This is a genomic window from Psychrobacter sp. 1176_08 (assembly GCF_052850615.1).
In genome coordinates, this window is record NZ_VXCU01000001.1 from 121,162 (window position 1) to 144,934 (window position 23,773).

20 protein-coding genes and 3 pseudogenes are annotated in these 23,773 nt (G+C 40.4%); 7 read left to right on the top strand and 16 right to left on the bottom strand.

Going from position 1 to position 23,773, the window contains the following annotated elements:
• Positions 1–70: 70 nt before the first annotated feature.
• The 5 genes and pseudogenes from FW759_RS00485 to FW759_RS00505 all read right to left on the bottom strand — a co-directional run bounded on the left by FW759_RS00485 (position 71) and on the right by FW759_RS00505 (position 4,317).
• Positions 71–700, bottom strand: coding sequence for a DedA family protein (locus tag FW759_RS00485; protein WP_443570423.1), 630 nt, complete (start codon positions 698–700; stop codon positions 71–73).
• A 197-nt stretch (positions 701–897) separates the two neighbouring features.
• Positions 898–1,333: pseudogene (locus tag FW759_RS00490) on the bottom strand (integrase core domain-containing protein); the annotation flags it as partial.
• Positions 1,334–1,479: 146 nt separating this feature from the next.
• Positions 1,480–2,484 (bottom strand): annotated as a pseudogene (locus tag FW759_RS00495) (TerC family protein).
• A gap of 602 nt (positions 2,485–3,086) precedes the next feature.
• Positions 3,087–3,284 (bottom strand): hypothetical protein, encoded by a 198-nt coding sequence (locus FW759_RS00500; protein WP_062844534.1) that lies wholly within the window; start codon positions 3,282–3,284, stop codon positions 3,087–3,089.
• Between the two features lie 154 nt (positions 3,285–3,438).
• The gene (locus tag FW759_RS00505; RefSeq protein WP_446441861.1) at positions 3,439–4,317 is read right to left on the bottom strand and encodes a DMT family transporter; all 879 of its coding nucleotides are present in this window, start codon (positions 4,315–4,317) and stop codon (positions 3,439–3,441) included.
• A 353-nt stretch (positions 4,318–4,670) separates the two neighbouring features.
• On the opposite strand from FW759_RS00505, the gene FW759_RS00510 reads away from it, so the two are divergent.
• A complete protein-coding gene (locus FW759_RS00510) occupies positions 4,671–5,543 on the top strand; it encodes a LysR substrate-binding domain-containing protein (RefSeq protein WP_446441862.1) in 873 nt (290 codons plus the stop codon).
• Positions 5,544–5,914: 371 nt separating this feature from the next.
• Here FW759_RS00510 and FW759_RS00515 read toward each other — a convergent pair whose 3' ends face one another.
• Positions 5,915–6,838: a LysR family transcriptional regulator gene (locus tag FW759_RS00515; protein WP_062844537.1), complete on the bottom strand. Its 924-nt coding sequence runs from the start codon at positions 6,836–6,838 to the stop codon at positions 5,915–5,917.
• A 95-nt stretch (positions 6,839–6,933) separates the two neighbouring features.
• Between FW759_RS00515 and FW759_RS00520 the strand changes: the two genes are divergently transcribed.
• Positions 6,934–7,503 (top strand): DMT family transporter, encoded by a 570-nt coding sequence (locus tag FW759_RS00520; protein ID WP_084387285.1) that lies wholly within the window; start codon positions 6,934–6,936, stop codon positions 7,501–7,503.
• A gap of 797 nt (positions 7,504–8,300) precedes the next feature.
• On the opposite strand, the gene FW759_RS00525 is transcribed toward FW759_RS00520, so the two are convergent.
• Positions 8,301–9,707 carry an esterase-like activity of phytase family protein gene (locus FW759_RS00525; RefSeq protein ID WP_446441863.1) on the bottom strand — a complete coding sequence of 469 codons (1,407 nt, stop codon included), beginning with the start codon at positions 9,705–9,707 and terminating at the stop codon, positions 8,301–8,303.
• Positions 9,708–9,862: 155 nt separating this feature from the next.
• Positions 9,863–10,768 (bottom strand): LysR family transcriptional regulator, encoded by a 906-nt coding sequence (locus FW759_RS00530; RefSeq protein ID WP_062844539.1) that lies wholly within the window; start codon positions 10,766–10,768, stop codon positions 9,863–9,865.
• 197 nt (positions 10,769–10,965) lie between these two features.
• Here FW759_RS00530 and FW759_RS00535 point away from each other — a divergent pair, with 197 nt between their 5' ends.
• The 3 genes from FW759_RS00535 (at position 10,966) to lldD (ending at position 15,714) form a co-directional block, all read left to right on the top strand.
• On the top strand, positions 10,966–12,672 hold the full coding sequence (locus tag FW759_RS00535) for an L-lactate permease (RefSeq protein ID WP_446441864.1): 1,707 nt from the start codon (positions 10,966–10,968) through the stop codon (positions 12,670–12,672).
• Positions 12,669–14,441: a D-lactate dehydrogenase gene (gene dld / locus FW759_RS00540; protein WP_446441865.1), complete on the top strand. Its 1,773-nt coding sequence runs from the start codon at positions 12,669–12,671 to the stop codon at positions 14,439–14,441. Before FW759_RS00535 ends, dld begins: the two co-directional genes overlap by 4 nt.
• 130 nt (positions 14,442–14,571) lie before the next feature.
• A complete protein-coding gene (gene lldD / locus FW759_RS00545; RefSeq protein ID WP_446441866.1) occupies positions 14,572–15,714 on the top strand; it encodes an FMN-dependent L-lactate dehydrogenase LldD in 1,143 nt (380 codons plus the stop codon).
• A gap of 146 nt (positions 15,715–15,860) precedes the next feature.
• Here the strand turns inward: lldD and FW759_RS00550 are convergent, their stop codons facing one another.
• Complete coding sequence (locus tag FW759_RS00550) at positions 15,861–16,640, bottom strand: transglutaminase-like domain-containing protein (RefSeq protein ID WP_446441867.1); 780 nt, start codon at positions 16,638–16,640, stop codon at positions 15,861–15,863.
• A gap of 549 nt (positions 16,641–17,189) precedes the next feature.
• Between FW759_RS00550 and FW759_RS00555 the strand changes: the two genes are divergently transcribed.
• Positions 17,190–17,585 (top strand): hypothetical protein, encoded by a 396-nt coding sequence (locus FW759_RS00555; protein WP_446441868.1) that lies wholly within the window; start codon positions 17,190–17,192, stop codon positions 17,583–17,585.
• Between the two features lie 448 nt (positions 17,586–18,033).
• Here FW759_RS00555 and FW759_RS00560 read toward each other — a convergent pair whose 3' ends face one another.
• The 4 genes from FW759_RS00560 to FW759_RS00575 form a co-directional block, all read right to left on the bottom strand.
• Positions 18,034–19,293, bottom strand: a complete 1,260-nt coding sequence (locus tag FW759_RS00560; protein WP_446441869.1) for a type II toxin-antitoxin system HipA family toxin — start codon at positions 19,291–19,293, stop codon at positions 18,034–18,036.
• A gap of 18 nt (positions 19,294–19,311) precedes the next feature.
• A complete protein-coding gene (locus FW759_RS00565; protein ID WP_446441870.1) occupies positions 19,312–19,617 on the bottom strand; it encodes a helix-turn-helix domain-containing protein in 306 nt (101 codons plus the stop codon).
• Between the two features lie 324 nt (positions 19,618–19,941).
• Positions 19,942–20,325 (bottom strand): hypothetical protein, encoded by a 384-nt coding sequence (locus tag FW759_RS00570; RefSeq protein ID WP_446441871.1) that lies wholly within the window; start codon positions 20,323–20,325, stop codon positions 19,942–19,944.
• Positions 20,326–20,710: 385 nt separating this feature from the next.
• Positions 20,711–21,403: a tetratricopeptide repeat protein gene (locus FW759_RS00575; RefSeq protein WP_446441872.1), complete on the bottom strand. Its 693-nt coding sequence runs from the start codon at positions 21,401–21,403 to the stop codon at positions 20,711–20,713.
• 353 nt (positions 21,404–21,756) lie between these two features.
• Between FW759_RS00575 and FW759_RS00580 the strand changes: the two genes are divergently transcribed.
• A complete protein-coding gene (locus FW759_RS00580; protein ID WP_446441873.1) occupies positions 21,757–22,218 on the top strand; it encodes a GNAT family N-acetyltransferase in 462 nt (153 codons plus the stop codon).
• A 228-nt stretch (positions 22,219–22,446) separates the two neighbouring features.
• Here the strand turns inward: FW759_RS00580 and FW759_RS00585 are convergent.
• The 3 genes and pseudogenes from FW759_RS00585 to FW759_RS00595 all read right to left on the bottom strand — a co-directional run.
• Positions 22,447–22,884 (bottom strand): annotated as a pseudogene (locus tag FW759_RS00585) (tyrosine-type recombinase/integrase); the annotation flags it as partial.
• A gap of 24 nt (positions 22,885–22,908) precedes the next feature.
• A complete protein-coding gene (locus FW759_RS00590) occupies positions 22,909–23,331 on the bottom strand; it encodes a tyrosine-type recombinase/integrase (RefSeq protein WP_446442111.1) in 423 nt (140 codons plus the stop codon).
• Between the two features lie 117 nt (positions 23,332–23,448).
• Positions 23,449–23,658 (bottom strand): integrase arm-type DNA-binding domain-containing protein, encoded by a 210-nt coding sequence (locus FW759_RS00595; protein ID WP_446441874.1) that lies wholly within the window; start codon positions 23,656–23,658, stop codon positions 23,449–23,451.
• Between the last annotated feature and the right edge of the window lie 115 nt (positions 23,659–23,773).

The following is a 23,773-nucleotide window of genomic DNA, read 5'->3' on the forward strand; positions in this document are numbered from 1 at the left end:
GACAGGAAGTCTTCGACAATCTCTGGGCGGTTCAACTTTTGGAGTTAAGTTATTTATGTAAGAAAGCTCCTTAAATATTAATATTACTGTGCTGAGCAGAAATTCGACGTTTGATAAGCCAAGCGATAATAATAGCTATGGCAAGCAGTAAGAAAAGCTTAGAGTATGGTGCTAGCATGGTCGCGATGACTTCGTAGTTTTTACCGAGATAAAACCCTGCTAGAGTCAACGCTGTCGTCCAAATACTAGACCCTAAAGCCGTTAATGTTAAAAAAGAGATCAGCGACATTTTATTCATTCCTGCAGGGATAGAAATCAGTGAACGAATACCAGGTACCATACGGCCAAAAAAGACCGCTTTCTTACCATGTTTATCGAACCAAGCATTGGAAGATAAAATATCCTCAGCCTTAATAAATACGTATTTACCGTACTTTTCAGTAAATAATATTAGGCGTTCTTTATTAAACAAAGTTCCTAAATAGTATAGAGGCAAGGCACCAATAACGCTGCCAAACGTACCCGTTAGTATAACTAGAAATATATTTAAATCACCTCTAGCTGCCGCAAAACCTGCTGCTGGCATAATAAGCTCAGACGGTATAGGCGGGAAAACATTTTCGGCAAACATAGCAAATATAATGCCGAGATACCCAAACTTTACCATGATAGCCAGCACCCACTCACTCATTTGATGCATTAAATTACCTTATCCTATTGGTGACTTATTTATTATTGTAATGGAATAGAACGGGTTCAAATCAAAGGTAATTTGTAACAGTAGTTTCTATTCATCGTTTTATCGATGGCCGTTGCCATATTATAATAATGAATGTATCCATGGATCTGTTGCTCTAATTACGATCCTTCCAACTATAAGATACCTAATAAATATAATTAAACTGCCTGATTTAATTTCTGTGTCAGCGTAGAGCTGCTACTATGCATATTAAGTCGTGCGTTATTGTAATGATGCAACCAATCCTTTGTTTGTTTACGGACTCGATCTAAATCCGTAAACAACTCTTGGTTTAACCAATCATAGCGTATCGTTCTTTTATAGCGCTTAACATAAGCATTTTGTTGTAGATAGCCTTAATATAATTGATCAGGATGCTTTGTTCTATCACTCAGTCTTTGAGTGTATTACTGAGGTATTCAGGTCTGTTATCACATCTTACTTGAACCGGTTTACCTCGGTATTCAATTTCAATCAGCTGATTCAGCCTATGTATGATTGAGCATGCAGTGAGAAGTCAATCCCAATGGTTAAGGCTTCACAGTTGTACTCATCAATAATATTAAATAGTCTAAAAGCACGACCATTCGTCAAAGTGTATTAGTCAACTATACCTAAGTTTTTAGTGTTAGATAAGGAGATTAAACAGGAGCTTGACGCAGTTAAACCAGTTCCTGCAGAAACTTGCAGTGCACGTTTCATACCAAGGTTTTGATAGATATGTTTAGTCCCATATTTGCTTATATCTGCGCCTGCGGATTATTTTTAGCATAACGCCATGACATCAACCCAGTAATAATGAGCACTACTGCAATAAAGCCTAAAGAGATGGCAATTGGAACATGATAAAGATCAAGTAGCAGCATTTTTATACCAATAAAGGTCATGATTACGCCTAGCCCATATGGTAAGTAGTGCATTGTGGCTGCTGCGCCTGCTAACAGGAAGAACATAGCACGTAGACCTAAAATAGCGAATAAATTAGCACTCAATACAATGAATGGGTCGGTGGTAATGGCAAAAATGGCAGGAATAGAGTCAACCGCAAAAATAACATCAGAGATTTCGACTAAAATTAACACTACCAACATGGGTGTCGCCCACAATAGACCATTTTCACGCACTAAAAATTTTTCGCCTCGCAGCGTGGGCGTAATGCGCATATGTCTACGCAGCCATTTTAATAGCTTCATTTCTTCAAGGTCGACAGGTTCGTCGTGACCACCTTTTAGAAACTTATAACCGGTATAAACCAAAAACGCACCAAAGATATAAAGTACCCATGAAAACTCTTGAATTAGCCATGCGCCTGCAAGAATAAAAATAGTGCGTAAAACAATAGCGCCTATTACACCATATAATAGTATACGACGCTGCAAAGCAGGTGGGACAGCAAACGCGCCAAAAATCATGAGCCAGACAAACACGTTATCAATCGCTAGTGATTTTTCGATTAAATAACCAGTCACAAACTCCAAGGTTTTTTGGTTAGCAACTGCCGTGCCTAAATTTGTATTTAGATACCACCATAATCCGCCTGCGAATAAAGCAGATACACTGACTCAAGCAATACTCCATAGCGCAGCCAATTTAATAGATACAGGTTGATGCTCATTTTGTACTGCGTTTACGTCGGAATTCTCTAGCGGATCTTTATGCTTAAAGCCCAAAAAGTCGGTCAGTAGCATGACTGCGACTATTGCAAAAAAAATGGCATATAGCCAAGGTGTGCCGATGGTTTCCACAATATTCCTTAAGTATAGACAACTGGGGTCAATATTCTATTCAGATTCTTATTAGAATATTACCTTAAAAATACTGTTTTTACATATTACTTTCAGTCATATAAATTGACCCAAACGTTCAACTTAACCTCTACATGTCAAAGTAGGTCGACGAAAATACCTAGGATTATTTTATCCTACATATACTGACTTCATTGATCTTATGTATTGTCTCTATTGCTTAATCTCCGCATAATATAAGGAGATTAATGGCTTTATCTCTGCACATCTCTGAGGAAAATATGAAGCATATGATTTATATTCATGAGCATTCAAACAGGACTGAGTGGTAATGGTCGGACAAAAAACTATTGCCACTCGTCAGTTGTGTACGAATACTATAAGGACGTTTATTAGGAAAACTGCTCACGCTAGGATTTGATCTGAATGTCGAGACACGGTTAGATACAGTGACTCTAGAGATTATTAAAAACCTCTTAGATTGAAGGTAAGACTCTAAATAACGAGCAAGTGCGTCCCTCAGTTGTGCAGTATTTAGGTATAGATAACGCCAGCATATCAGCATACTTTTTAGACCACCATCGGGTTTTTTATAAGTAATGCTAAGTTGACCGTAACTTATATTGCCTAATTAACCACTGAATCAAAGTAGCTAACGTTAATGCTGCTAATAGTGCACAGATAGCCAATAGATCAATACGGATAGGGGCGATCATATCCTCTGTTAATCGCTGGCTAATAAAGTAATAAGGTATAGACAGTAACCATATCCCTAAGGTAACCATTTGTAGTTTAGTCATATGCTTAACCCTCTATTAAAATTATGGTAGTGTATCAAAAATACTCTGAGGGATGAAAAGAGTAGTAACAGCCAAAGGTTCAAGCTCTCACTAGCGAACCGAACCAGTGAAAGCACCTGATTGGTTCGCCTTAGATATACCTAAAAAATATAGCTTAAACTGGAGCCCTTTTTCCAGTTTGGATCAATAGAACGCCACCAAGAATCAATACTAAAGCTACGATCTCTAGACTGGTAATATCCTCTCCAATTATGATACCAATAATAACAGCAACGATTGGCGCAATATAAGTAGCACCAGCAGCCTTCACAGAACCTAATTTTTCAATAATAAAATAATAGATGAGATAAGCTGCACCTGTTCCTAATACGCCAAGTCCAAGTACTGTTCCCCACATTGCCTTCGTGTTTGTTGCTATCTTAGTAATACCCTCAAAATCAATCAGTACTGACAGCGTTATAACGGCTATACCCGTCTGCCAAGTTGCCAACGCAAGTGGTGGTAGTTTCAAAGGAGATAAAAAACGACGTGCATATACAAATGATGCACCGACGCTCAGAGATCCTGCTAACATCCATAATACGCCTATGAGAGAAGCACCCATTGCCCCTTGCCAAGGTCGGGCGCTTAATGCAATACCAGCAAACCCTAACAAAACGCCTAGAGCCATTTGCTTAGTTGGTCGCTCTTCAGGCAAGAATAACGCAGCACCTAAAAAAGTAAAAATGGGAATTGAACCGCTCAATAATCCTGCAATACTACTGGGTAATAGCGCAGTGCCTGCAACAAACCCATAGTAATAAAAAGAAGTTGCGAGTACTGACATCACTATAAAGTGTGGTATATGAGGCAACTGTTTACGAGTAATGACCTTACTACGCCATGCGATTAGTACCAACGGCAAAAAACCAAATAGTACTCGTAAAAATACAGTTTGAGCGGGCGAAATTAAGTCTGTAGCCCATTTCATAAAAATGAAATTTGACCCCCAAATCACACCCAGTAAAATGAGCGCTGTATATACTCTAAACATAAAAGCCACCTTAAAAACTCGAAAGCCATCTAAGTAGCTAGACGGCGATTTGCCTCGCTTGTGAGGTAGAACAAACTCCCATCAATAGGTATCTACTTGATAAGCGTAGAGCCAATGAAATCTATGCTTTATATAACTTATAGATGAGAGTATGGCTTTATGACAGATTAAAGAAGTTTAAGAGCTGAAGTAGGCTCTCTGTTTGATTTACTGCTGTAAAAGGAATGAGTTTTTCTACAGTCACTCTCTACTTCATTAGCTATCATTTATTCATTATAGCCAGTGAATGTAAATAACTTGCATGATATTAAAAGGTGTTAGACTGTAGATAATCTATTGTTTGGAAGGGTGTTATGCCAAACCATCGTTCTCTGCCGCCGCTAAATGCCTTACGTGCATTTGAAGCTGCTGGTCGCAAGCTAAGTTTCCGTGCAGCCGCTGATGAGCTTTTTGTGACACAAGGGGCCGTTGCTCAGCAAGTTCGTATATTAGAAGAATATATTGGTTTTTCTTTATTTCAGAGGCTACCCAGAGGCGTTGCACTTACCAGTAAAGGAAGCGTATATTTTGCAGAAATCACACAGGCTCTTGACACTATAAATAAGGCAACAGTACAACTACTTAAGGAGCCTGAAACTGTTACTATTAGCGTGACACCTGCTTTTGCAACTAAAATCTTGTTGCCTCAACTATCTGTCTTAACGGCCGCAGTGCCTGGTATTGATTTGCGCACGGTAGCGACCGAATCCATTGCAGACTTTGATCGTGATCAAGTAGATATTGCTGTGCGTCTCACTGATCCACCATTCCTTACATCGTTTGAGACGCGGCTACTGTTTAAACAAAAACTTGTGCCAGTTGCCAGCCCTCATCTTATCGGTGACAGAACACTTCCTATATTACTTAAGTACTTGCGTGATATGCCATTGCTGCACGACTCGCACAATCATTGGCCACGTTTCTTTGGGATTACAGGTAAATTACCGGGTGCAGTATTTAATCAAACTGCGCTCGCTTTAGATGCTGCTTTGGCTGGTCAGGGAGTTGCGATTGCCTGTCAGGCTTTTGTACAAGCGGACTTATCGGCGGGTCGCTTGATTCAAGTGAGTGAGTCGGATCTAATCGTAGAACCAAATTATTATCTTGTCCGAAAACGAGTGACTGCATCGAGAAAGAATGTGGATGCAGTATGGAATTGGTGTATTGAAAACTTAGTAACTATTTAAATTCCTTAGCCCTACTTAAAACTAAAATTACTATGAGCTATGCTTACTATCCTATAGGAACCAACTTGGGATATTTCAATCAAACAGCTTAATGATAATTAACCATGCTACCGACTTCGCAGCCATTAGAGTTATATTTAACATTAGTAGTTTGATGCTTGTATAGGGAACGATCTATATTGAATCAGTTCAGCAATTACTAGCTCATTAAATTGGTTCAGTAAGATATAGAGCCATTGAGCTATCAATGTCGGTATTTGCAGGTTTGACAGCATAGATCAAAAAGCGCTATACACATATTAAAGGTTAGTTGGCTAGCATTAATAATAGGTATATGTGGTTGGACTGAGTTGTTGTTCTAAACGTTTCTGCTAACTTTTTTCGTTAAGCTCTGAATTAAGCACACTAATAATTAATTGCCTCAGCCAATTATGCGCGGCATCGCCCTCACGGCGTTGATGCCATAGCAATTTAAAATCGAATGATTCAATTGGAAAAGGCGGTTCGAATATTTGAACCTGTGAGTTGCTATCAGTCATATCGAAGCTACGCCGCGCCGCTGTCAAGATCAGGTCAGTACCGGCCACTAATTGATTGGCAATTCCCCAGTGCGGCAGAGTCATTACAACATGACGACTTAATCCTGTGCCACTAAGTGCACGTTCAATTTCATTGTTGGCACCTGACTGCATGGCTACGAGGATATGCGGTCGAGCCAACCAACTACTCTTGTCGAGAGTACCACTATTTGGCAAAGTGTTTTTGTCTGCTAAACAAGCAAAAGACTCAACAAACAGGGTGTACATACGAAGCGCTTCTGGCACTTTATCTGGAAAGACACCGAAAGCCATGTCAGTTTCACCATCGAACACATCCGCCATCATCGCTTCTCGACTTCCTTGACTCACCTCAAGCTCAATACCAGGCGCAAGCATTCTTAATGAGCGCACCAAACTCGGCATAAATACACGCGCGCCATAGTCAGACATAGCCAGACGAAATACTCGCTTCGCACTGAGAGGATTGAATTCTGGGGTATCAATCAACGCACCAAGCTGCTCTAAGACATCAGTCAAGGGCAGAATTAACTCGCTCGCTCGCGAAGTCAGTTCCAACTTTCCCGAACGTCGAACCAATAGAGGATCATCAAATATGGTACGTAAATGAGCCAGCGCATGGCTAACTGCCGGCTGACTTTTATGTAACCGGAGAGCAGCTCGTGATACGTGCTTTTCAATTAATAATGCGTGCAACGTCACGAGCAAATTAAGGTCGATACGTCTTAAGTTATTCATATGACGAATAGTGAAGTAAAAAAACAATAATTTCAATTCAAATTTTTAATATGAAATAATTATTCCAGAAAATTAAATACATCTGGAGCAAACTTATGAATTTCCCACTGACTGGCATCTTTTTTGCCATTATCGCCCTAGTTGCCGGCGCTTTAGTCCCTCTCCAAGCTGCAAGTAATGCTGAGCTAGGCCGTGCTCTTGGACATCCTCTTTGGGCGACAGTAGTGTCGCTATTAGTGAGTGTGCTTATAGCAATACCTGTCATTCTCGCTATGCGTGTCCCTGCGCCAATATTGAATCAAATGGGACAATTACCGATGTGGGTGTGGCTTGGTGGTATAGCTGGCGTCATTTATATTACATCCGCATTAATTTTAGTTCCTCGTTTAGGAGCAACTCGCTTTATCGTGTGCGTGATAGCGGGGCAAATGCTTATTTCATTAATATTAGATCAATACGGTTTTATGAATTTACCAATGAAAGAAATAAATGCTGGCCGTTTAGTAGGTGTTACTTTCGTTCTACTAGGCATGATTATGGTGCTGTGGCTCACTCCTTCATCTCCCAATCTAGGCGATGTTAAAGCAAGCATGACTGGCAATTTGAATGACATAGAAAGTACGCCGACAAGCAATGCTAAGCCTGTGTCTCATTTTGAAAGTTAGTGATGCCTGTTTCAATGCGTAAGCAATAGGGATTAAGTGCTATTTAGTGATCTTATCGAGCTTGTTTTTGAAATTTGAAAAAAGCTATTAGCCAGTTAGTAAGTGTGTAGAAGGATTTGGATTGTAGTTTAGATTGAGGTAGGACCACCTATATTCTAAATGTATAGCAATGTAGGTGGCAAAAAACTCACGTAAGAGATAGTAGGTCTATAGCGACTTCAATATATAAAATACTCATATCTAAATCGTGGATTAAATAGCCCGTAAATAAATATCATTGTGAAAAAAAACCACGTGATTATAGTAAAAAACTTTATGAATCCATTACCACACAGTCCGAAAATAAGATTTATGTAATGTATGGTTTTGAACACTTTAAAGGAACTTATCAGCTTTTAAAAGCAGAGGATCCACGTTGGCAAATTATGTCGGTTAAATGGATGCGTACGATTGATGGACCACAAGAGTATCAAGGAAATTTAAGTCTTTGAATGAAATATAAGACTGACAACAAAATACCAAGACAATGTAAATATTAGTCATAAAACTTACAGTTTAATGGCTATGTAGCGAGCCAAGTAATCTAAAAGAAGTCAATGCACGTAAAGACACATTATTTGGTTATCTACGGTCATCAATTGAAAATTTGGTAATCTATTTATTTTTGTCTACTATACTTTGTAAGCCCGGCTGAGACCATCCGGAAGCTGATTTTTAGCCACTGAGAGACCAACGTAATTAGCGGCTATCTTTTCGACCGTTTTAACTTTAAAATCGGTCTTATATATAGCGATTTTCTATTCACATTGTTTAGGTTCGATAATATAAAGCCTATTGGTATCTTCGATTGTTTTATTAATATCTAAATATTTTTGTTCTATATTTTCATCTTCATCAGTGATGCCAAAATCATCATCATTTAAGAGTCCAATAGACCCATCCTCTCTCAACCAAATGCCTTCAAGCTTATCATGCGGATAATCAATCTCTGACATTACATCGACGGCTAACTGCTTTTTCATAGGTAGAATTGCAAGCTCAAATAAACGCTCCCATCCCAAATTTTTTGAGGCAACAATCTGTTCAAGGGTTTTGCCATCAATAAGTAATCCCAAATCCTCATCCTGTACTAAGTCGAATTCGCGGTAAGGGTTATCGGTTATGCTGGAATCACCATTAGCTTTTACAATGCTCTCAATATCAGTAGCCTGTGAGACATCTATTTTGTAAATATGTTTTTGAGGATGTCCAGTCTGTAATGGGAATTTCCTGTCATGTTCAATCACATAAAACTCATGATGATTTATGGCGACAATACCGGATGTAAATTGCTGTGCATTGTTTAATCGATATAAGTATTGAGAAATCTGTCCTGTTTTGAGGTTAATGGTCACTATTCGGGTGAGATCACATGATGCACCAGACCCTGAAGGGTTATTCAAAGAGGCTTCAATTATGGCAACCAAAGTTGTTTGATCTGGAGTAATGGTCAAAGACTCCATACCTTTATTTGCATTACGTTTGCACAGCTCATAGGGTAGTAGAAGGATTTTACCGTTCACGATGACATTATTACGCTTATCATTATTAAAAGGGTTGATTCGCTCAATCTCTACACCTTCAGCATTAAAATGCACAATGTGCGGACCATATTCATCACTAACCCAAAAGCTACCATCCATCAAAGCGACTAAGCCTTCAGGGTCAAGGCCCCATACATCTGTTTTAATTGGATTGATTACTACATCAAATGGTCGTGTAGAATCACAAGTTATTAGTTGACCATTGACATCATAGGGCACTTCATTTGTGCCCCCTAATGCCTTGGGATTTGGCAGTCCACTTATTGGGTTTTTCGAGGTATCTTTTAGTAGGATTTCTTTTATTTTGATAATAGTGCCATCACTTTGGATCTCAAAAAGCCCAATACGGGGTGTGTAATCTGCTATTAAAAATTTCTTACCTGCACCTTCTGAGCCTTCAAAGTCCGCATTAGGGCCTCTATCAGTTAGAGCGTAAAACTGATTGGGATTAGTAGGATGGGATGCTAAATCCGATCCAAACCCTCCATTACGCACTTCAACAACTTTGTCAGAGTTGTTTGTACTACCTTGTAAGCTCAGTATGGTCTTATGAGGTAGTGCGCCCCCTTGAATTATCTTTTTGGGTGGCATCATAGAATTGTTTTCATGCTTGTTGCTCATATTAAGAAACTCACTGTTGGTATGTGTGATTATATTCAATGTTGATGACACGCCCTATATATAAAACAAGTAACCTCTATAGCGCGAATAATAAGAACCTCTTATTAGCTTTTCGATTCCATTCATCTTATATACATCAAAAATAGGCTTATTACTTAACAGTAGTAAGCCTGTTTTTGATGTAATGATTCTCGCAAATGGGCAACGAGCAGTTTTAATTTTTGATCTGGTTGCTTTGCCTTAGGGTAAACAGCGTACATCCCCATTCTTTTTCGGGTAAAACGTTGCAAAATCTGCGTAAGCGTATTTTGCTGAAGCTCATTATAAACAAGTGCTTGTGGTAAAAATGCAATGCCTAAATCGCTAAGAGTGGCTTGTTTAATGGCACTAAGATGATTGCTATGAAACCGACCATGTACAGGGAGTAGTTGTTCTGTGCCGTCTATATATAGTGGCCATATGTCGTTAGAAGTGTTATCAAACTTATAGATCAAGCACTCATGGTTTTGTAATTGTTCAGGCGTTTGAGGAGTGCCATGCTGCTTTAAGTAGTTTGATGTCGCACATATGACCCATTGGCTATCTATAAGGCGTCTTGCAATGAGTGATGAGTCTTCAAGTTCGGCAGTTCTTATCGCAAGATCATAGCCTTCTTCAATTAAATCAACGATTCGATTGGTAATTTGTAATTCTACCGATATTTCAGGATGGATTTTACAAAATTCGGCAATTGACGCGCTCAATATCAAATTAGCGGACACCACAGGCACAGTAATACGTATATGGCCTTTCATATTATCACCATAACCGTTTACCGCGTTTTCTGCTTCTTGAAAGGCAAATTTAGCTATTTTAGCTTTGTTATACAGTGTTCTTCCGGCATCGGTTAGGCTGAGCTTTCGAGTGGTTCTGTACAAAAGCTGTGCATTTAAGTTTTCCTCCAGCCGTGCAATACGTTTGCTGACCACAGAATTGGTTAGTGCCAGTTTTTCAGCAACCTTAGAAAATGAGCCTTCATCAACGACCAGAACGAATAGAATTATATCGTCAGCTTTAGCCATATCTGTTCTCTAACTGGTGTAATGTGTTTCATATTATAGCAAAAAAGGAAAATAACATTGTCTTTTGATGCCATTTATCTCTTCATTAGCAAAGAGTAGAGTGTGTTAGTCCTATATTAAGTGCGATTGAATCATAACGATAAGCGCTTAAGGAATTTTGTACAAGGAAGCACACACAATACAAAGGAGTTGTGATTTTGAATCAAACAATATATGGGCTGCTGGCATTATTACCCATTGTACTGAGCGGTATCCTGCTTATTGGCTTGCAATGGTCAGCAAAAAGGACGATGCCGATTGTTCTGGCTGTAACCGCTGCTATTGCTCTTTTTATCTGGGATATGACATTCAACCGCGTGTTCTCCTCTATTCTTGAGGGGAGCGTGATAACCGTATCGGTATTATGGATCGTCTTTGGTGCTATTTTTTTACTGAATACGCTAAAACATACAGGCGCTATCGCCGTAATTCGTGCTGGGTTCATAAACGTATCGCCTGATCGGCGCGTGCAGGCGATTATTATTGCATGGTGTTTTGGTACTTTTCTTGAAGGTGCATCTGGCTTTGGGACACCAGCCGCGATTGCCGCACCTTTGATGATGGCTATTGGCTTTCCGGCACTGGGTGCTGTTTTAATGGGTATGATGATACAAAGTACGCCCGTATCGTTTGGTGCGGTCGGTACCCCTATCGTCATTGGTGTCAATAAAGGGTTGGATACAACTGCCATTAGTGTGCAACTGGCACAACAAGGCTTGGCGTGGGAGGATTTTCTACAATTAATCACCAGCCAAGTTGCTATGATTCATGGTGTGATTGGGACATTTATGCCCCTGCTTATGGTGATGATGCTCACGCGCTTTTTTGGCAAAAACAAAAGCTGGAAAGAAGGTCTTGCGATTTGGCCATTTGCCATATTTGCGGGTTTGGCCTTTACGATTCCTTATACATTAACTGGTGTTTTTTTAGGACCTGAATTTCCAGCCCTAATCGGTGGATTAGTCAGTATTGCGATTGTAATTAACGCGGCAAAAAGAGGTTTTTTGGTACCAAAAACAATATGGGACTTTGAACCGCAAAAAAACTGGCCAAGCGAGTGGATGGGTAAATTGGTCATCAGTAAGGAAGATATTACTGTCCCGTTGGAAAATAAAACAATGTCCGCTGTTATGGCATGGTTTCCTTATTTGCTGGTGGCGCTGCTGCTGGTTTGTTCAAGAGTGTTTGTTGAGTTTAAAACCTTACTCACCAGTGCGACGTTAGACTTTACCTCTATTTTAGGTGAGGCTGACATAAGTGCCAGCTTTAGCCCCTTATACTTGCCTGGTGGACTATTATTGATCAGTGCATTGGTTGCTGCTTTTGCGCAAACCAACAAGCCAACCAAAGCCTTGAGCGATGCTTTTGGGGAATCCAGTAAAACTGTCTTGAGTGCAGGGTTTGTGCTAATTTTTACCATTCCTATGGTCAGAATCTTTATCAACTCTGGCGTCAATCTAACAGATGTAGCCAGTATGCCAGTCGCTAGTGCTGAGCTGTTTGCGGGTACGTTTGGTAATGCTTTTCCCTTAGTAAGTGCAACCATTGGTGCCTTAGGTGCCTTTATTGCAGGCTCTAATACCGTATCTAATATGATGTTCAGCCAGTTCCAATATGAAGCTGCCATGAGCTTACATATTTCACCTTCTCTAATCATCGCAGCTCAAGCGGTTGGTGCAGCCGCTGGTAATATGATTGCTATACATAATGTAGTGGCTGCATCAGCAACAGTGGGTTTGCTTGGTATGGAGGGCGCCACACTTAGGCGTACTATTTTACCCACCCTATATTATGTGTTGTTTTGTGGAATAATCGTCATGGCCGCCATTTATATTTTTGGTTTTCAAGGGCCTTTGGCCTCATGAGTGACATGCAATTACAATACAAGGAGCGTCATATTTCTTCATTCAATAGAGATTCTCAAGACTTACTCAGTCCTGAGCACGTGTTAGATAAACTAACCAGCTTATTAGGAGCCAGTAATGTACAGGCAGACCCAGAGAAAAACGAGCACTATAGAATGGGGTGGCGTTCTGGTGGCGGCAACGCCTTGGCGGTTTTATTCCCGCAAACGTTATTAGATATTTGGCGTAGCTTAGAAGTGTGCGTTAAAGGCGACTGCATCATTATTATGCAAGCAGCAAAAACAGGCCTGACTGAAGGCTCAACACCCAGTGGTAATGACTATGATAGACCAGTTGTTGTTATCAATACGCTTGCAATGAACCAGTTGTATCTGGTGAATGATAATGAGCAAGTGATTAGCTTACCTGGGGCTACATTGCATCAGTTGCAAAGCCAACTGAATGCCGTAAATAGAGCGCCGCATTCAGTCATTGGTTCCTCGACATTGGGTGCATCTATTATTGGTGGTATATCTAATAACTCAGGTGGTGCTCTTGTTAAAAGAGGCCCTGCTTATACTGAGCTGGCGCTGTTTGCCCAAATAAACGAACACGGTCAGCTGGTACTAGTCAATCACCTAGATGTAGAGTTAGGAAATACCCCTGAAGAAATACTCACTAACTTACAAACAGGTAATTTTGATAAAAGAGAATTACCTGACACTGGCAAGCTGGCATCGGATAAAGAGTATATCGCCAGAGTGACAGATGTTGAGGCAAGCACGCCCAGTCGTTTTAATGCTGACAAGCGAAGACTGTATGAAGCAAGTGGTTGTGCAGGCAAGCTTGCTGTATTTGCCGTACGCCTTGATACCTATCCAACCGCTGCAAGAGAGAAAACCTTTTATATAGGCAGTAATAGCGTGGATGAGCTTGCACAGTTGCGACGACAGATATTATCAAGCTTTAAAAATCTTCCTGAAATTGGCGAGTATATGCACCGTGATATATTTGACGTATCTGCTAAATACGGCAAAGACACTTTCTTGAGTATTAAGCACCTAGGTACGAATGCATTGCCAAGACTGTTCTCTATCAAAGGCGCTATTGACGCCAAGTTGAATAAGTGGCCGTGGATGCCTAAACATTTTACTGATAAAGTCATGCAATTTATTGGCAATATATTTCCAAAGCATTTGCCCAAGCGAATGATAGAATATCGGGATAAGTACGAGCATCATCTCATCGTAAAAATGAGTGATGACGGTATAAAAGAGGCACAAGATTTCTTGAAATCTTTTTTTGAAACTTCGGAAACGGGTACTTATTTTGAATGTAATAAAGAAGAATCAGAAAGCGCCTTTTTAAATCGTTTTGCAGCAGCAGGCGCTGCATTACGGTATGAAGTCATACATGAAAAAGAGGTAGGTGAGATATTAGCGCTTGATATCGCCATCCCACGTAATGAATTAGACTGGCTGGAAACCCTACCTGAAGAAATAGCACAACATCTAGAAAAAAAGCTCTATTACGGCCATTTCTTTTGTTATGTGTTTCATCAAGACTACATCTTGAAAAAGGGTAGTGATGCTCATAAGGTCAAGAAAATGATGTTAGAGCTGTTGAATAAACGCGGCGCAAAATATCCTGCTGAACATAATGTCGGACATTTATACGAAGCGGAACCTGATTTACAGAACTTTTATAAAAGCCTAGACCCAACGAATACGTTTAATCCTGGCATTGGTAAAATGTCAAAAACTAAACGCAACTGCTCGTGCTGTGTGTAGTAGCGAGTAGAGGCTGAGCTTGCTGCTTCAAAAATAAGTCAGTTGTATCCCTCGATTATTACTGAGTTATGCACAAGTAGATGTCCGAAAATATTACCTAATTATCTGACAGAATAAAAAGGGCAAACGTATGATTATTTCATCTGCAAATGACTACAGAGCCGCTGCCAAGCGCCGACTGCCTCCATTTTTGTTTCATTATATAGATGGCGGTGCTTATGATGAATATACCTTAAAACGTAATGTTGAAGATTTATCACAAATTGCCCTTAGGCAACGTGTACTCAATGATATGTCAGAACTGAGCTTAGAGACGCAGTTGTTTAATGAAACCCTGTCTATGCCTGTCGCCCTGTCCCCCGTCGGTCTGACAGGCATGTATGCCCGCCGCGGAGAAGTACAGGCCGCTATGGCAGCCGATCAAAAAGGTATTCCGTTTACAATGTCGACGGTTTCTGTTTGCCCGATTGAGGAAGTGGCACCTAAAATCAACCGTCCGATGTGGTTTCAGCTTTATGTATTAAAGGATAGAGGCTTTATGAAAAATGCTCTGGAGCGTGCAAAAGCTGCGGGGTGTTCGACATTGGTCTTTACGGTAGATATGCCAGTACCAGGGGCACGCTACCGCGATGCGCACTCTGGTATGAGTGGTAAAAATGCCGCTATGCGACGTTACTTACAGTCTGTGACGCATCCACAATGGGCGTGGGACGTAGGACTGAATGGCCGTCCGCATGATTTAGGTAATATTTCTACTTATTTAGGTAAGCCTACAGGGCTAGAGGACTATATAGGCTGGTTGGGTAATAATTTTGACCCTTCTATCTCTTGGAAAGATTTGGATTGGATTCGTGAATACTGGGATGGGCCTATGGTTATCAAAGGTATTTTGGACCCAGAAGATGCCAAAGACGCGGTGCGTTTTGGGGCAGATGGCATAGTCGTGTCTAATCATGGTGGACGACAGTTAGATGGTGTTTTATCAAGCGCGCGTGCTCTACCTCCTATTGTCGATGCGGTGAAAGGAGAGATTAAAATTTTAGCAGACTCTGGCATACGCAATGGCTTAGACATTGTGCGCATGTTAGCTTTAGGGGCTGATGTTTGTATGCTAGGGCGTGCATTTATATATGCTTTAGCTTCAGGTGGCGGTGCAGGGGTAAGCAATTTGCTAGAGCTAATGGATAAAGAGATGCGTGTCGCGATGACTTTAACTGGCGCCAAAACGATTGCTGATATTAATTCTGACTGTTTGGCAAAACTGAATCATTAAACTGAGTCTGTTAAAATTATAAGTATAAGTGATGATGAGCGATTATTTATAGAAAGCAGTGCAGGTCAGAATAAAAGTTCCGAATTGTATACGCACTTAAATAAAGGTCATAAAGTAATTTCATCTAAACGTTATATTAAACGAGGCTAAACTTGTCTGGTCACGGATACCGATTGGTTGACCAATTCCATAGATCCGAACGCAGTTAAGAACGCGACGCTAGACGCGTCGGATCCAACACCAATACGGGCCATCGTGTCGGCATCTGCCATGCCAGTGGGATCAATGAGGTGCCAGCTCCCCCCGATATAGACTTCGGCCACGGCATGAAAGTCCTGTGGCGTCACATCGGGCGCATAAACGCTCACGAACCTAGCTGGTATCGACGACGCGCGCGCTAGTGCTACAAGAACATGCGCGAAGTCGCGGCATACGCCCTGACGTTGAACAAAACTGTCGAGCGCGGTGGTTTGAGCGTGGCTCGATCCGGGCACATAGCTAAACGCTGACTCGATCCAATCGCGCATTGCGGTAATCCGTGCGCCGCCAGCGAGATCGCCAAACTCGGCGTCCACGAAGGCTTGGAACTGGTCTGACGGGCAATAGCGAGACGGCATCAAATGCTTTATTGTCTCTCCGGGCAAAAGATGGAGGGGCACTTGGGGCAGTGTCGATATATCCAAGGCAGGACGGTCAACGGCAATTTCTGCGATGTAAGTGCAGCTAAAATCCCCGTCGGCGCGGATCCAAGTCCGCTCTCCTATGCCATCATCGGCGACGACCCGTGAAAAATGCGCAACGTCTGATGTCCAAATCTCGGCCGAACGCACCCGTTGATCCGCAAGATCGGCAGCTTCGATTTGAAGCAAAAGGTCCATTGGGGCGGGGAGCCGATAATGGAGTTTGACGTTAAGTTTCAGGATCATGTTCGAGCTCCTTAAGGGTATTGATCTGGCGGGCTAACGAGCGCGTGGGAGTTTCTGATCGGTGTAAGGCGAATCCTAAGCCGCTCAGGTCTATCAAGTCAATGAACTGATCCGACTATATCAAAGACTGGTTCACCTGAGTCAGTCAGAAATGCCTGACAGGCTTAGATTATTATAATACCGCTTTTTAAACTCAAAGGGTGACAAGGGTCCCCATTTCAACATCTTTCACCCCATGCCACTGCTTTTTTAGGTAACTCAGTCACCGCATTTAGAAATGGAATATTTTACTTTGAACTCATGTTTTATGCTTTCAAGTAATCAGTATTATAAAAGAATACCCCAAGGGGTCCAGCTATTTTACCCTTCAAAAACGTTATTGTTAATAATTTATTAAAAGCTATTAAAAGTTAACAAAAACGTCTTAGTAGGTATATATATTAATATGAGAATTCGTTTAAAGTGACGGTTAGGTTGCAATATTTAACACCATAATCAATGTTTTATCTTAGCGCTACTATTTATCTTAACCTTATTAAGGATATTAAAATGAAGAAAATTACCTCTAACCATTCACTTCAAAGTAAATTATGGATTGCGTTATTGGTCAGCGCTGTGGGACTTAGTGCTTGCAGTAACGAAGTGGAAGAGAAGCCAGCTAGTACGAACACTACTGAAGCTTCATCTGTTGAAACAGGACCGACTGATACTGAAGTAGGTACAGACACTGCTATGGGTGAAACAACGAACGATACGGGCATGGCAGATGCAGATAGCCCCATGGATCCAGCTGACACAACTACGACTGGTACAGAAGGTACTGGTACGATGACGGATAATACCGTAACCGATGAAATGACTGATGGCTCAGTAATCGGTGACTCAACAATGGTAGACGAAGAAAATACGAGTTTCAATCAAACACCACCAGAAAGTGCTCAATAGATTGTATATGTCATAGCTTTGATAATGCGCCGATAGAGAGTTTCTAGTGTATTCAGCCGTTTAAGCTGTCTATAATTATTTTTAGGAGTCAGAGAAGGCTTATAAGTTTTCTCTGACTCCTTGGCCTGTTTGATCTATGTATTAATGAGAGGTTTGCTAACTTTTGGCACTTTACGGTATCCTAATTTAGGTTTCGATCAATACCGTAAGGAATGCCTTAAAAAGTATCGTTTGTAATCAGTGGATACCGTGAGCTAACGTAGTTTATCGGTAAATAAAAAATAAAAAACCCTTGTAGCACTTGGCTTACAAGGGTTTATCAATACATACCGTTATATTTGATGGTGCGCCCACCACGCAACGACTAACTTAGCGTAATCCTTTATTATTAGGGGTTAAGGATGTTAAGTATTTATTTTTAACAACCAATTTAACAACTTCCCAAGGTCTATTGATTTGCCATCCGATTGATATTGGCTTTTATATCAAGAGTGACCTGATTTGATAATTCTTTCTCGATGTTGTGGTCCCTAATAACAGTCAAAAAATCTCCAGCAACTGATGCTACCTGATCAAGAATAGCTTGTGCCTTGTTTTGCTTAATATCAGCTTGCTTCGCCAATTTTAGTAAGTGAGATCGTGTAGGGTATTGAGCTTCACCAGCCACATCCATTTGGTGATAACCATTCATACCTGAGTTATAGGCGAGATCATAGACGGGCGATAACGACCACCTGCCGGCCTTGTCCATCATAAAAGAGAAGTTTTTGCTATGATCGTCTTTATTATTAAAGATGACATTAAATACAGCATGTCTAAAACCCTCTTCTACAGCAACTTGTGATTGGGTCAACATACGCACGCAGCGCAAATACTGCAAATAATCTATCGAAGGAATTCGAAAGTCAATATCTAACAAACCCGCCAGTGTATGAGTATGAACGCGTTGATTGCCCATGCGGTCAAAACGCTCAACCCCAAAAGCAGCATGTTGTTCACCGATATCAAAATAATGATGCGCAGGCATGTTTAAGCCTGCTTGCTTAGCCATATCAGCATAAAGTGACTCTAATAGACAAACGCTTTTATGCTCAGATTGGGCAGGGAACTTAATCAGCCACGGCGTTGCGGATGGCTGTTCGCTTGTTAAGTCCGTAGCAATAAAATCGGTTGCTTCATCATATAGGACAAGTGCTTTTGGCCTTGCGCCTTGTGGTGAGCCACCGATGACGATAAGCTCAGTTAATATATCACTATCTTGACCTGATAAAATCAATTGATTGGCAGCCGCCAGTTTGGCTAAAGTCAGCTTACCTGTATCAATAGTGTCAGATAAGTCATGCTCAGGCTCAAAGCTAAGCGCGCCCATTGCAGAATCACCAATATAAGCCAAACGATCCAAAACACTCACTTGTTGTGCAGAGCTGTCCATAAATTTGCGAAAAAACCTATCCATTAGTAGCATTCCCCAACCATCGGGTAAGCTGTCTGATAATAATCCGCATAAGTAATGGCTCGACGCATGAGTACCATAATACGGTGCTGCTCGTAATGGCATCTCAATGGGTGATAGCTCCAGTCCATCAGCCAGCCACGCTGCATCATAGCCAAAGGTAGGGCGTCGTCCATCCATTGTTAATTTACCGATAAGACGTTTGTCCCCGAATCCCTGGTAGTAAATATTGACAATTGATATCGGTTGATACACTGAAGTGGTTACCTTATGTCAGCTTTTATTTGAAGCACGCAAGCGCGAATTTTTCTTAGCGATAACATCTTCTATGTTGGTAGGTGCCATATCAAACAATTCAGCAAAGTGATGGACCATACCAAGCCCCATAGCGAGCCTGATTATATTATCTAATGTACCGCCTTGACCTGATTCAATGCGAGCCACAGTGCTGACGCCAATACATGCCTTCTCTGCTAAGGCGGCTTGTGTTAAGTTTAATGCCAATCGCTGCGTTTTTAAGCGTTCACCTAAAATCTCGGAAATCTCACTTGGCGTGTAAAAATCAAACCTTACATTCATAATTTAATCAATCATATAAGAGTGTTAAACCATCATTTTAGCACTTAGTCGTTCAAATATGAACGCTTATTTTTCTGAAATAAATAATTAGCAAAAAATATTTGTAATCAAACCCCGATATTAATAGCGTCACCTAAGAAAATTCAATTTCATACCCCCGCCCTCTACACTATATAAATAATAGCATATAGAGCTTTTCCAGTTTGTCAGAGTAAGATTGTTCCATGGCATATGCAAATATTGATGCTATTTTAAAAACTATAATCTAGTATCGATTTGAATGTTGAGCATAGCTCGACTATAAAACTGACTACATCAGTGTATTTATACGGACTCTAATGCTTGCTGGCAAGCTTCAGCTAAATAAGGGTCAACCGCATCTTGTTTTAGTAGCCACTTCAGATATTCAGCCCCATCTGAATGGGTAGCCAAATCTGCAATAGCCTCACTTTTATGCTTGCCAAAACTTAAATGCGTGGGTACACGTGCCATCTGGCTAAATCCATATAAGCTCTTCACATCACTTATTTCATGACCCTGACTATTAGCCAAGTCAATCAAACTACCAAGCAGCAGCTCAGCAAAGTAAATATCGGCAATGGCAGCATGAGCATCTCTTGCTTGAGCACGCGCTATATCTCGGTGAAAATGATAGAGGAGGGGTACTAGCTTATGACTTTTCAGCGTAGGAAGAAGGAAGTTTGCCATTGCGTTGGTGCATATCAGATTAGGTGTATGAGTCACACCCGCATTTTAAGAACTGAACCGTCCCGGGATTGTCGGAAACTTAACGAATAAATATTAATATTTTTAGTTATTTCGTCCCCTGCGTAAGAGAGCCCATCCCAGATTCTGTGTAACTGCCATTTAGATTAAATGCCTGCAAGCACTTGAGTTTACGCTTTCAGTACTTTCGCGTCAAATAGCAATATCTTCTCAAAGTCATACCATTTAAGGCGTACATCACTCTAAAAATTTATACCTACGCCGTATCATATATATATATTAAGGCATGGATAAGACCGCTCAGGGCTTCGTTTTTCGTAAGCGCTGATCTAACAATAGCATCAATAACAGCCTAGTACTCAGCACTCTATTTTTGACTTAATATTCGATAATTATTACAGCCTCTTTGAACTCCATTGTCACAAGATTTACCATACCACTCCTTAGCTGTAATCATGTTTTGACGCACGCCCTCACCAGTAGCATACAATATTGCAAGATTAAATTGAGCTTCAGCATTGTTTTGGTTAGCAGCTTTTAAATACCAATTAAATGCTTGAGTATTATTTTTGCGAGTACCTTCGCCATTGGCGTACATTACTGCAAGATTATATTGAGCTGGTGCATATTCTTGGTTAGCGGCTTTTGTATACCACTCAATGGCTTTAGCATTATCTTCACGAACACCTTCGCCATCGTCATACATTACTGCAAGATTATATTGAGCTGGCGCATATTCTTGATTAGCGGCTTTTGTATACCACTCAATGGCTTTAGCATTATCTTCACGAACACCTTCGCCATCGTCATACATCACTGCAAGATTATATTGAGCCTTAGCACTGCCTTGATTGGCAGCTTTTTTATACCACTCAATGGCTTTAGCATCATCCTGACCTTCGTCATACATTACTGCAAGATTATATTGAGCTTCAGCATCGCCTTGGTTAGCTAATGCTTTAGTTTGGCTTAAATCCAATGCCATTGCAGACACAGATAACATAGCTGCGACTAAAAATAAGGTTATTTTACTGATTAACGAGGTATTCAGGAGGGTCATAGCGAATCTCTAATGGGTTGTCTTTTAGGTATATATTTGTGCGTTAATGCCATGATAGCAGAAATATTTTCGAGCACTTGTGCCGGTGATTTTCTTAGTCAAAACCCATTTACCATAATGTACTTTTATAGGAACAGTCGGAGTAAATTTGCTACTAACTATTCAAAATATGTTTCAGTACTGGCAACCCAGTAAAGGTTTATACTTTATTCTTTTAAAGACGCTAGTAATAAGCAGAATTTTGGTAAGATATTCCATTAATAAAGGCTCGGCTCGACTTCATTCAGGTTATATGAAAAGAGACTATTTAGATTTTTTTTGCTTTAATTTCTTACCCCGAACTAAGGTTAATTATGAAAATATTAAAACTATCTAATTTTCCAGCATACCTAGAAAGAGCTGCTGTTTGGTTTTCAGATAAATGGGGTATCCCTACTGAAATATATAAAGAGAGCATGCAAATCTCTATTGATCATAAAGAAAGTATTCCTCAATGGTATATAACTTTAGATGAAAGCCATAGTATTATTGCTGGATTTGGCGTGATTGAAAATGATTTCCATGAAAGAAAAGATTTATCTCCAAATCTATGTGCTTTATATGTAGAAGAAGATTATAGGAACCTGAGTATTGCAAGGAAATTGTTAGATTTTGCTAAAGAAGATATGAGTAAAATGCATTTTAAGAAATTATATCTTATTACTGATCATGAGATATTTTATGAAAAATGTGGATGGGACTTTCTAACTATGGTTCAAGAGGATGATGGTGGGTTAATGAGAATGTATGTAACAGACACTCTAGGGTATCCATAACAAGATTTGAAAGTTGCACTAATGCAAAATTTCTCATTTTTACTTAACCTCTTGCCTGCAGTAATCGAATATTTTAGGGTATACCCTAGTGGAACCAGTTACTTCGCCCCCTCAAACCTATTAACAGACCACTTAAAACAGACTGCTATAATGGAACCACTTATAACAGATTAATTCAATTCAGAAATGAAATAATAAATTATTTTTTCTTTGTTATAGTAATGACTATTAATCAGTGGCTACTTTCAACTCATCTAAATAATCAGCCCATGCCTGCATCATCACTTTACGCTCAGGTAGAAACACAGTACGATTGTAGGCTCTGCCGTGCATATCTCTTACTCGATGAGCAAGCTGTTGCTTAACCAATGCTTCAGGAAAACCTAGCTTCTCTACAATCAAAGTCCTTGCTGTAGCTCGAAACCCATGTACTGTTTGTTTTGATCCACTGTAGCCAAGTCGCTTTAAAGCTTGGTTCATGGTGTTTTCCGACATTGGTTCTACAGTCGTATGAATGGCTGGGAATAGGTGTTTGCTACGAGCATGTAAGTATAATTCACGGATTAAAGCAATGGCTTGCGTCGGTAGTGGGACTATGAGAGATAAGCCCGTTCTGCGCTGTGCTTTTCTTGGCGTAAAAGTCCAGGTACCAACATCAAGATCGAAGTCATCCCAGAGAGCGTAACGTAACTAGCCAGCCCTTACAAACAATATAGGCATTAGCTTGATAGCGATTTTAACTTCAAATGACTCTTGATAATCATCAATATCATTAAGTAATCTACCAAGCTCATCAGTATCTAAAATAGTAGCATGATGCTGTACGACTGGTGTCTTTAATGCACCCAATAAATCTTGCGTAATATCACGCTCACAGCGCTCAGTTTGCACAGCACATCTAAATACTTGTCCTGCCATCGTACGCATCTCTACCGCTGTCTTAATAAGCCCTTGTGCTTCAGCCGATCTACAGGCTTCTAATACATCCATTGACTTGATGTCTGTTATAGGCATATTACCAAGATGCGTATTCAGCCGTTCAAGCTGTCTATAGTTATTTTTAGTAGTAGAGGGGGCGACATGAGTCTTACGGCTCATATACTCTTCACCAATTGCAGCAAACGTATTATTTGATTGTAGAAGTTGCTCACGTTCATCAGCCTTTCGCTTTGCAAAAGGATCAACTCCTACTGCTAAATCAGCTTTTAGGTTAGCTCTAAGGCTACATGCTTATGCCAGCGTTATATCAGGATAAAGACCAAGCGTTATGGTCGCATACTTCTTAGTAATTGGTTTTATATAGTTTATTCGCCACGATTTGGCACCTAGTTTAGTAACATATAAGTACAGACCACCACCGTCAGCAAGCTTGTAAGCCTTGTCTTTCGACTTGGTATTCTTAATTTGGAAGTCTGTGAGTGGTTTGATAGGTATTGCCATAATGAGGGTATCCTGTTTAAGGATATTAGCGGATACCCTCTAGAATACCCTCAAAATAAGGGTATAGAAAGGTTTGTTAAGATAGTATACGGTAAGTATAAGTATTAAAAAACCC

Excerpts from the sequence above, each read along its gene's own strand:
- FW759_RS00485 (WP_443570423.1), bottom strand. The coding sequence starts at position 700 with ATGCATCAAATGAGTGAGTGGGTGCTGGCTATCATGGTAAAGTTTGGG.
- FW759_RS00500 (WP_062844534.1), bottom strand. The coding sequence starts at position 3,284 with ATGACTAAACTACAAATGGTTACCTTAGGGATATGGTTACTGTCTATA.
- FW759_RS00505 (WP_446441861.1), bottom strand. The coding sequence starts at position 4,317 with ATGTTTAGAGTATATACAGCGCTCATTTTACTGGGTGTGATTTGGGGG.
- FW759_RS00510 (WP_446441862.1), top strand. The coding sequence starts at position 4,671 with ATGCCAAACCATCGTTCTCTGCCGCCGCTAAATGCCTTACGTGCATTT.
- FW759_RS00515 (WP_062844537.1), bottom strand. The coding sequence starts at position 6,838 with ATGAATAACTTAAGACGTATCGACCTTAATTTGCTCGTGACGTTGCAC.
- FW759_RS00520 (WP_084387285.1), top strand. The coding sequence starts at position 6,934 with ATGAATTTCCCACTGACTGGCATCTTTTTTGCCATTATCGCCCTAGTT.
- FW759_RS00525 (WP_446441863.1), bottom strand. The coding sequence starts at position 9,707 with ATGAGCAACAAGCATGAAAACAATTCTATGATGCCACCCAAAAAGATA.
- FW759_RS00530 (WP_062844539.1), bottom strand. The coding sequence starts at position 10,768 with ATGGCTAAAGCTGACGATATAATTCTATTCGTTCTGGTCGTTGATGAA.
- dld (WP_446441865.1), top strand. The coding sequence starts at position 12,669 with ATGAGTGACATGCAATTACAATACAAGGAGCGTCATATTTCTTCATTC.
- lldD (WP_446441866.1), top strand. The coding sequence starts at position 14,572 with ATGATTATTTCATCTGCAAATGACTACAGAGCCGCTGCCAAGCGCCGA.
- FW759_RS00550 (WP_446441867.1), bottom strand. The coding sequence starts at position 16,640 with ATGATCCTGAAACTTAACGTCAAACTCCATTATCGGCTCCCCGCCCCA.
- FW759_RS00555 (WP_446441868.1), top strand. The coding sequence starts at position 17,190 with ATGAAGAAAATTACCTCTAACCATTCACTTCAAAGTAAATTATGGATT.
- FW759_RS00565 (WP_446441870.1), bottom strand. The coding sequence starts at position 19,617 with ATGAATGTAAGGTTTGATTTTTACACGCCAAGTGAGATTTCCGAGATT.
- FW759_RS00570 (WP_446441871.1), bottom strand. The coding sequence starts at position 20,325 with ATGGCAAACTTCCTTCTTCCTACGCTGAAAAGTCATAAGCTAGTACCC.
- FW759_RS00575 (WP_446441872.1), bottom strand. The coding sequence starts at position 21,403 with ATGACCCTCCTGAATACCTCGTTAATCAGTAAAATAACCTTATTTTTA.
- FW759_RS00580 (WP_446441873.1), top strand. The coding sequence starts at position 21,757 with ATGAAAATATTAAAACTATCTAATTTTCCAGCATACCTAGAAAGAGCT.
- FW759_RS00595 (WP_446441874.1), bottom strand. The coding sequence starts at position 23,658 with ATGGCAATACCTATCAAACCACTCACAGACTTCCAAATTAAGAATACC.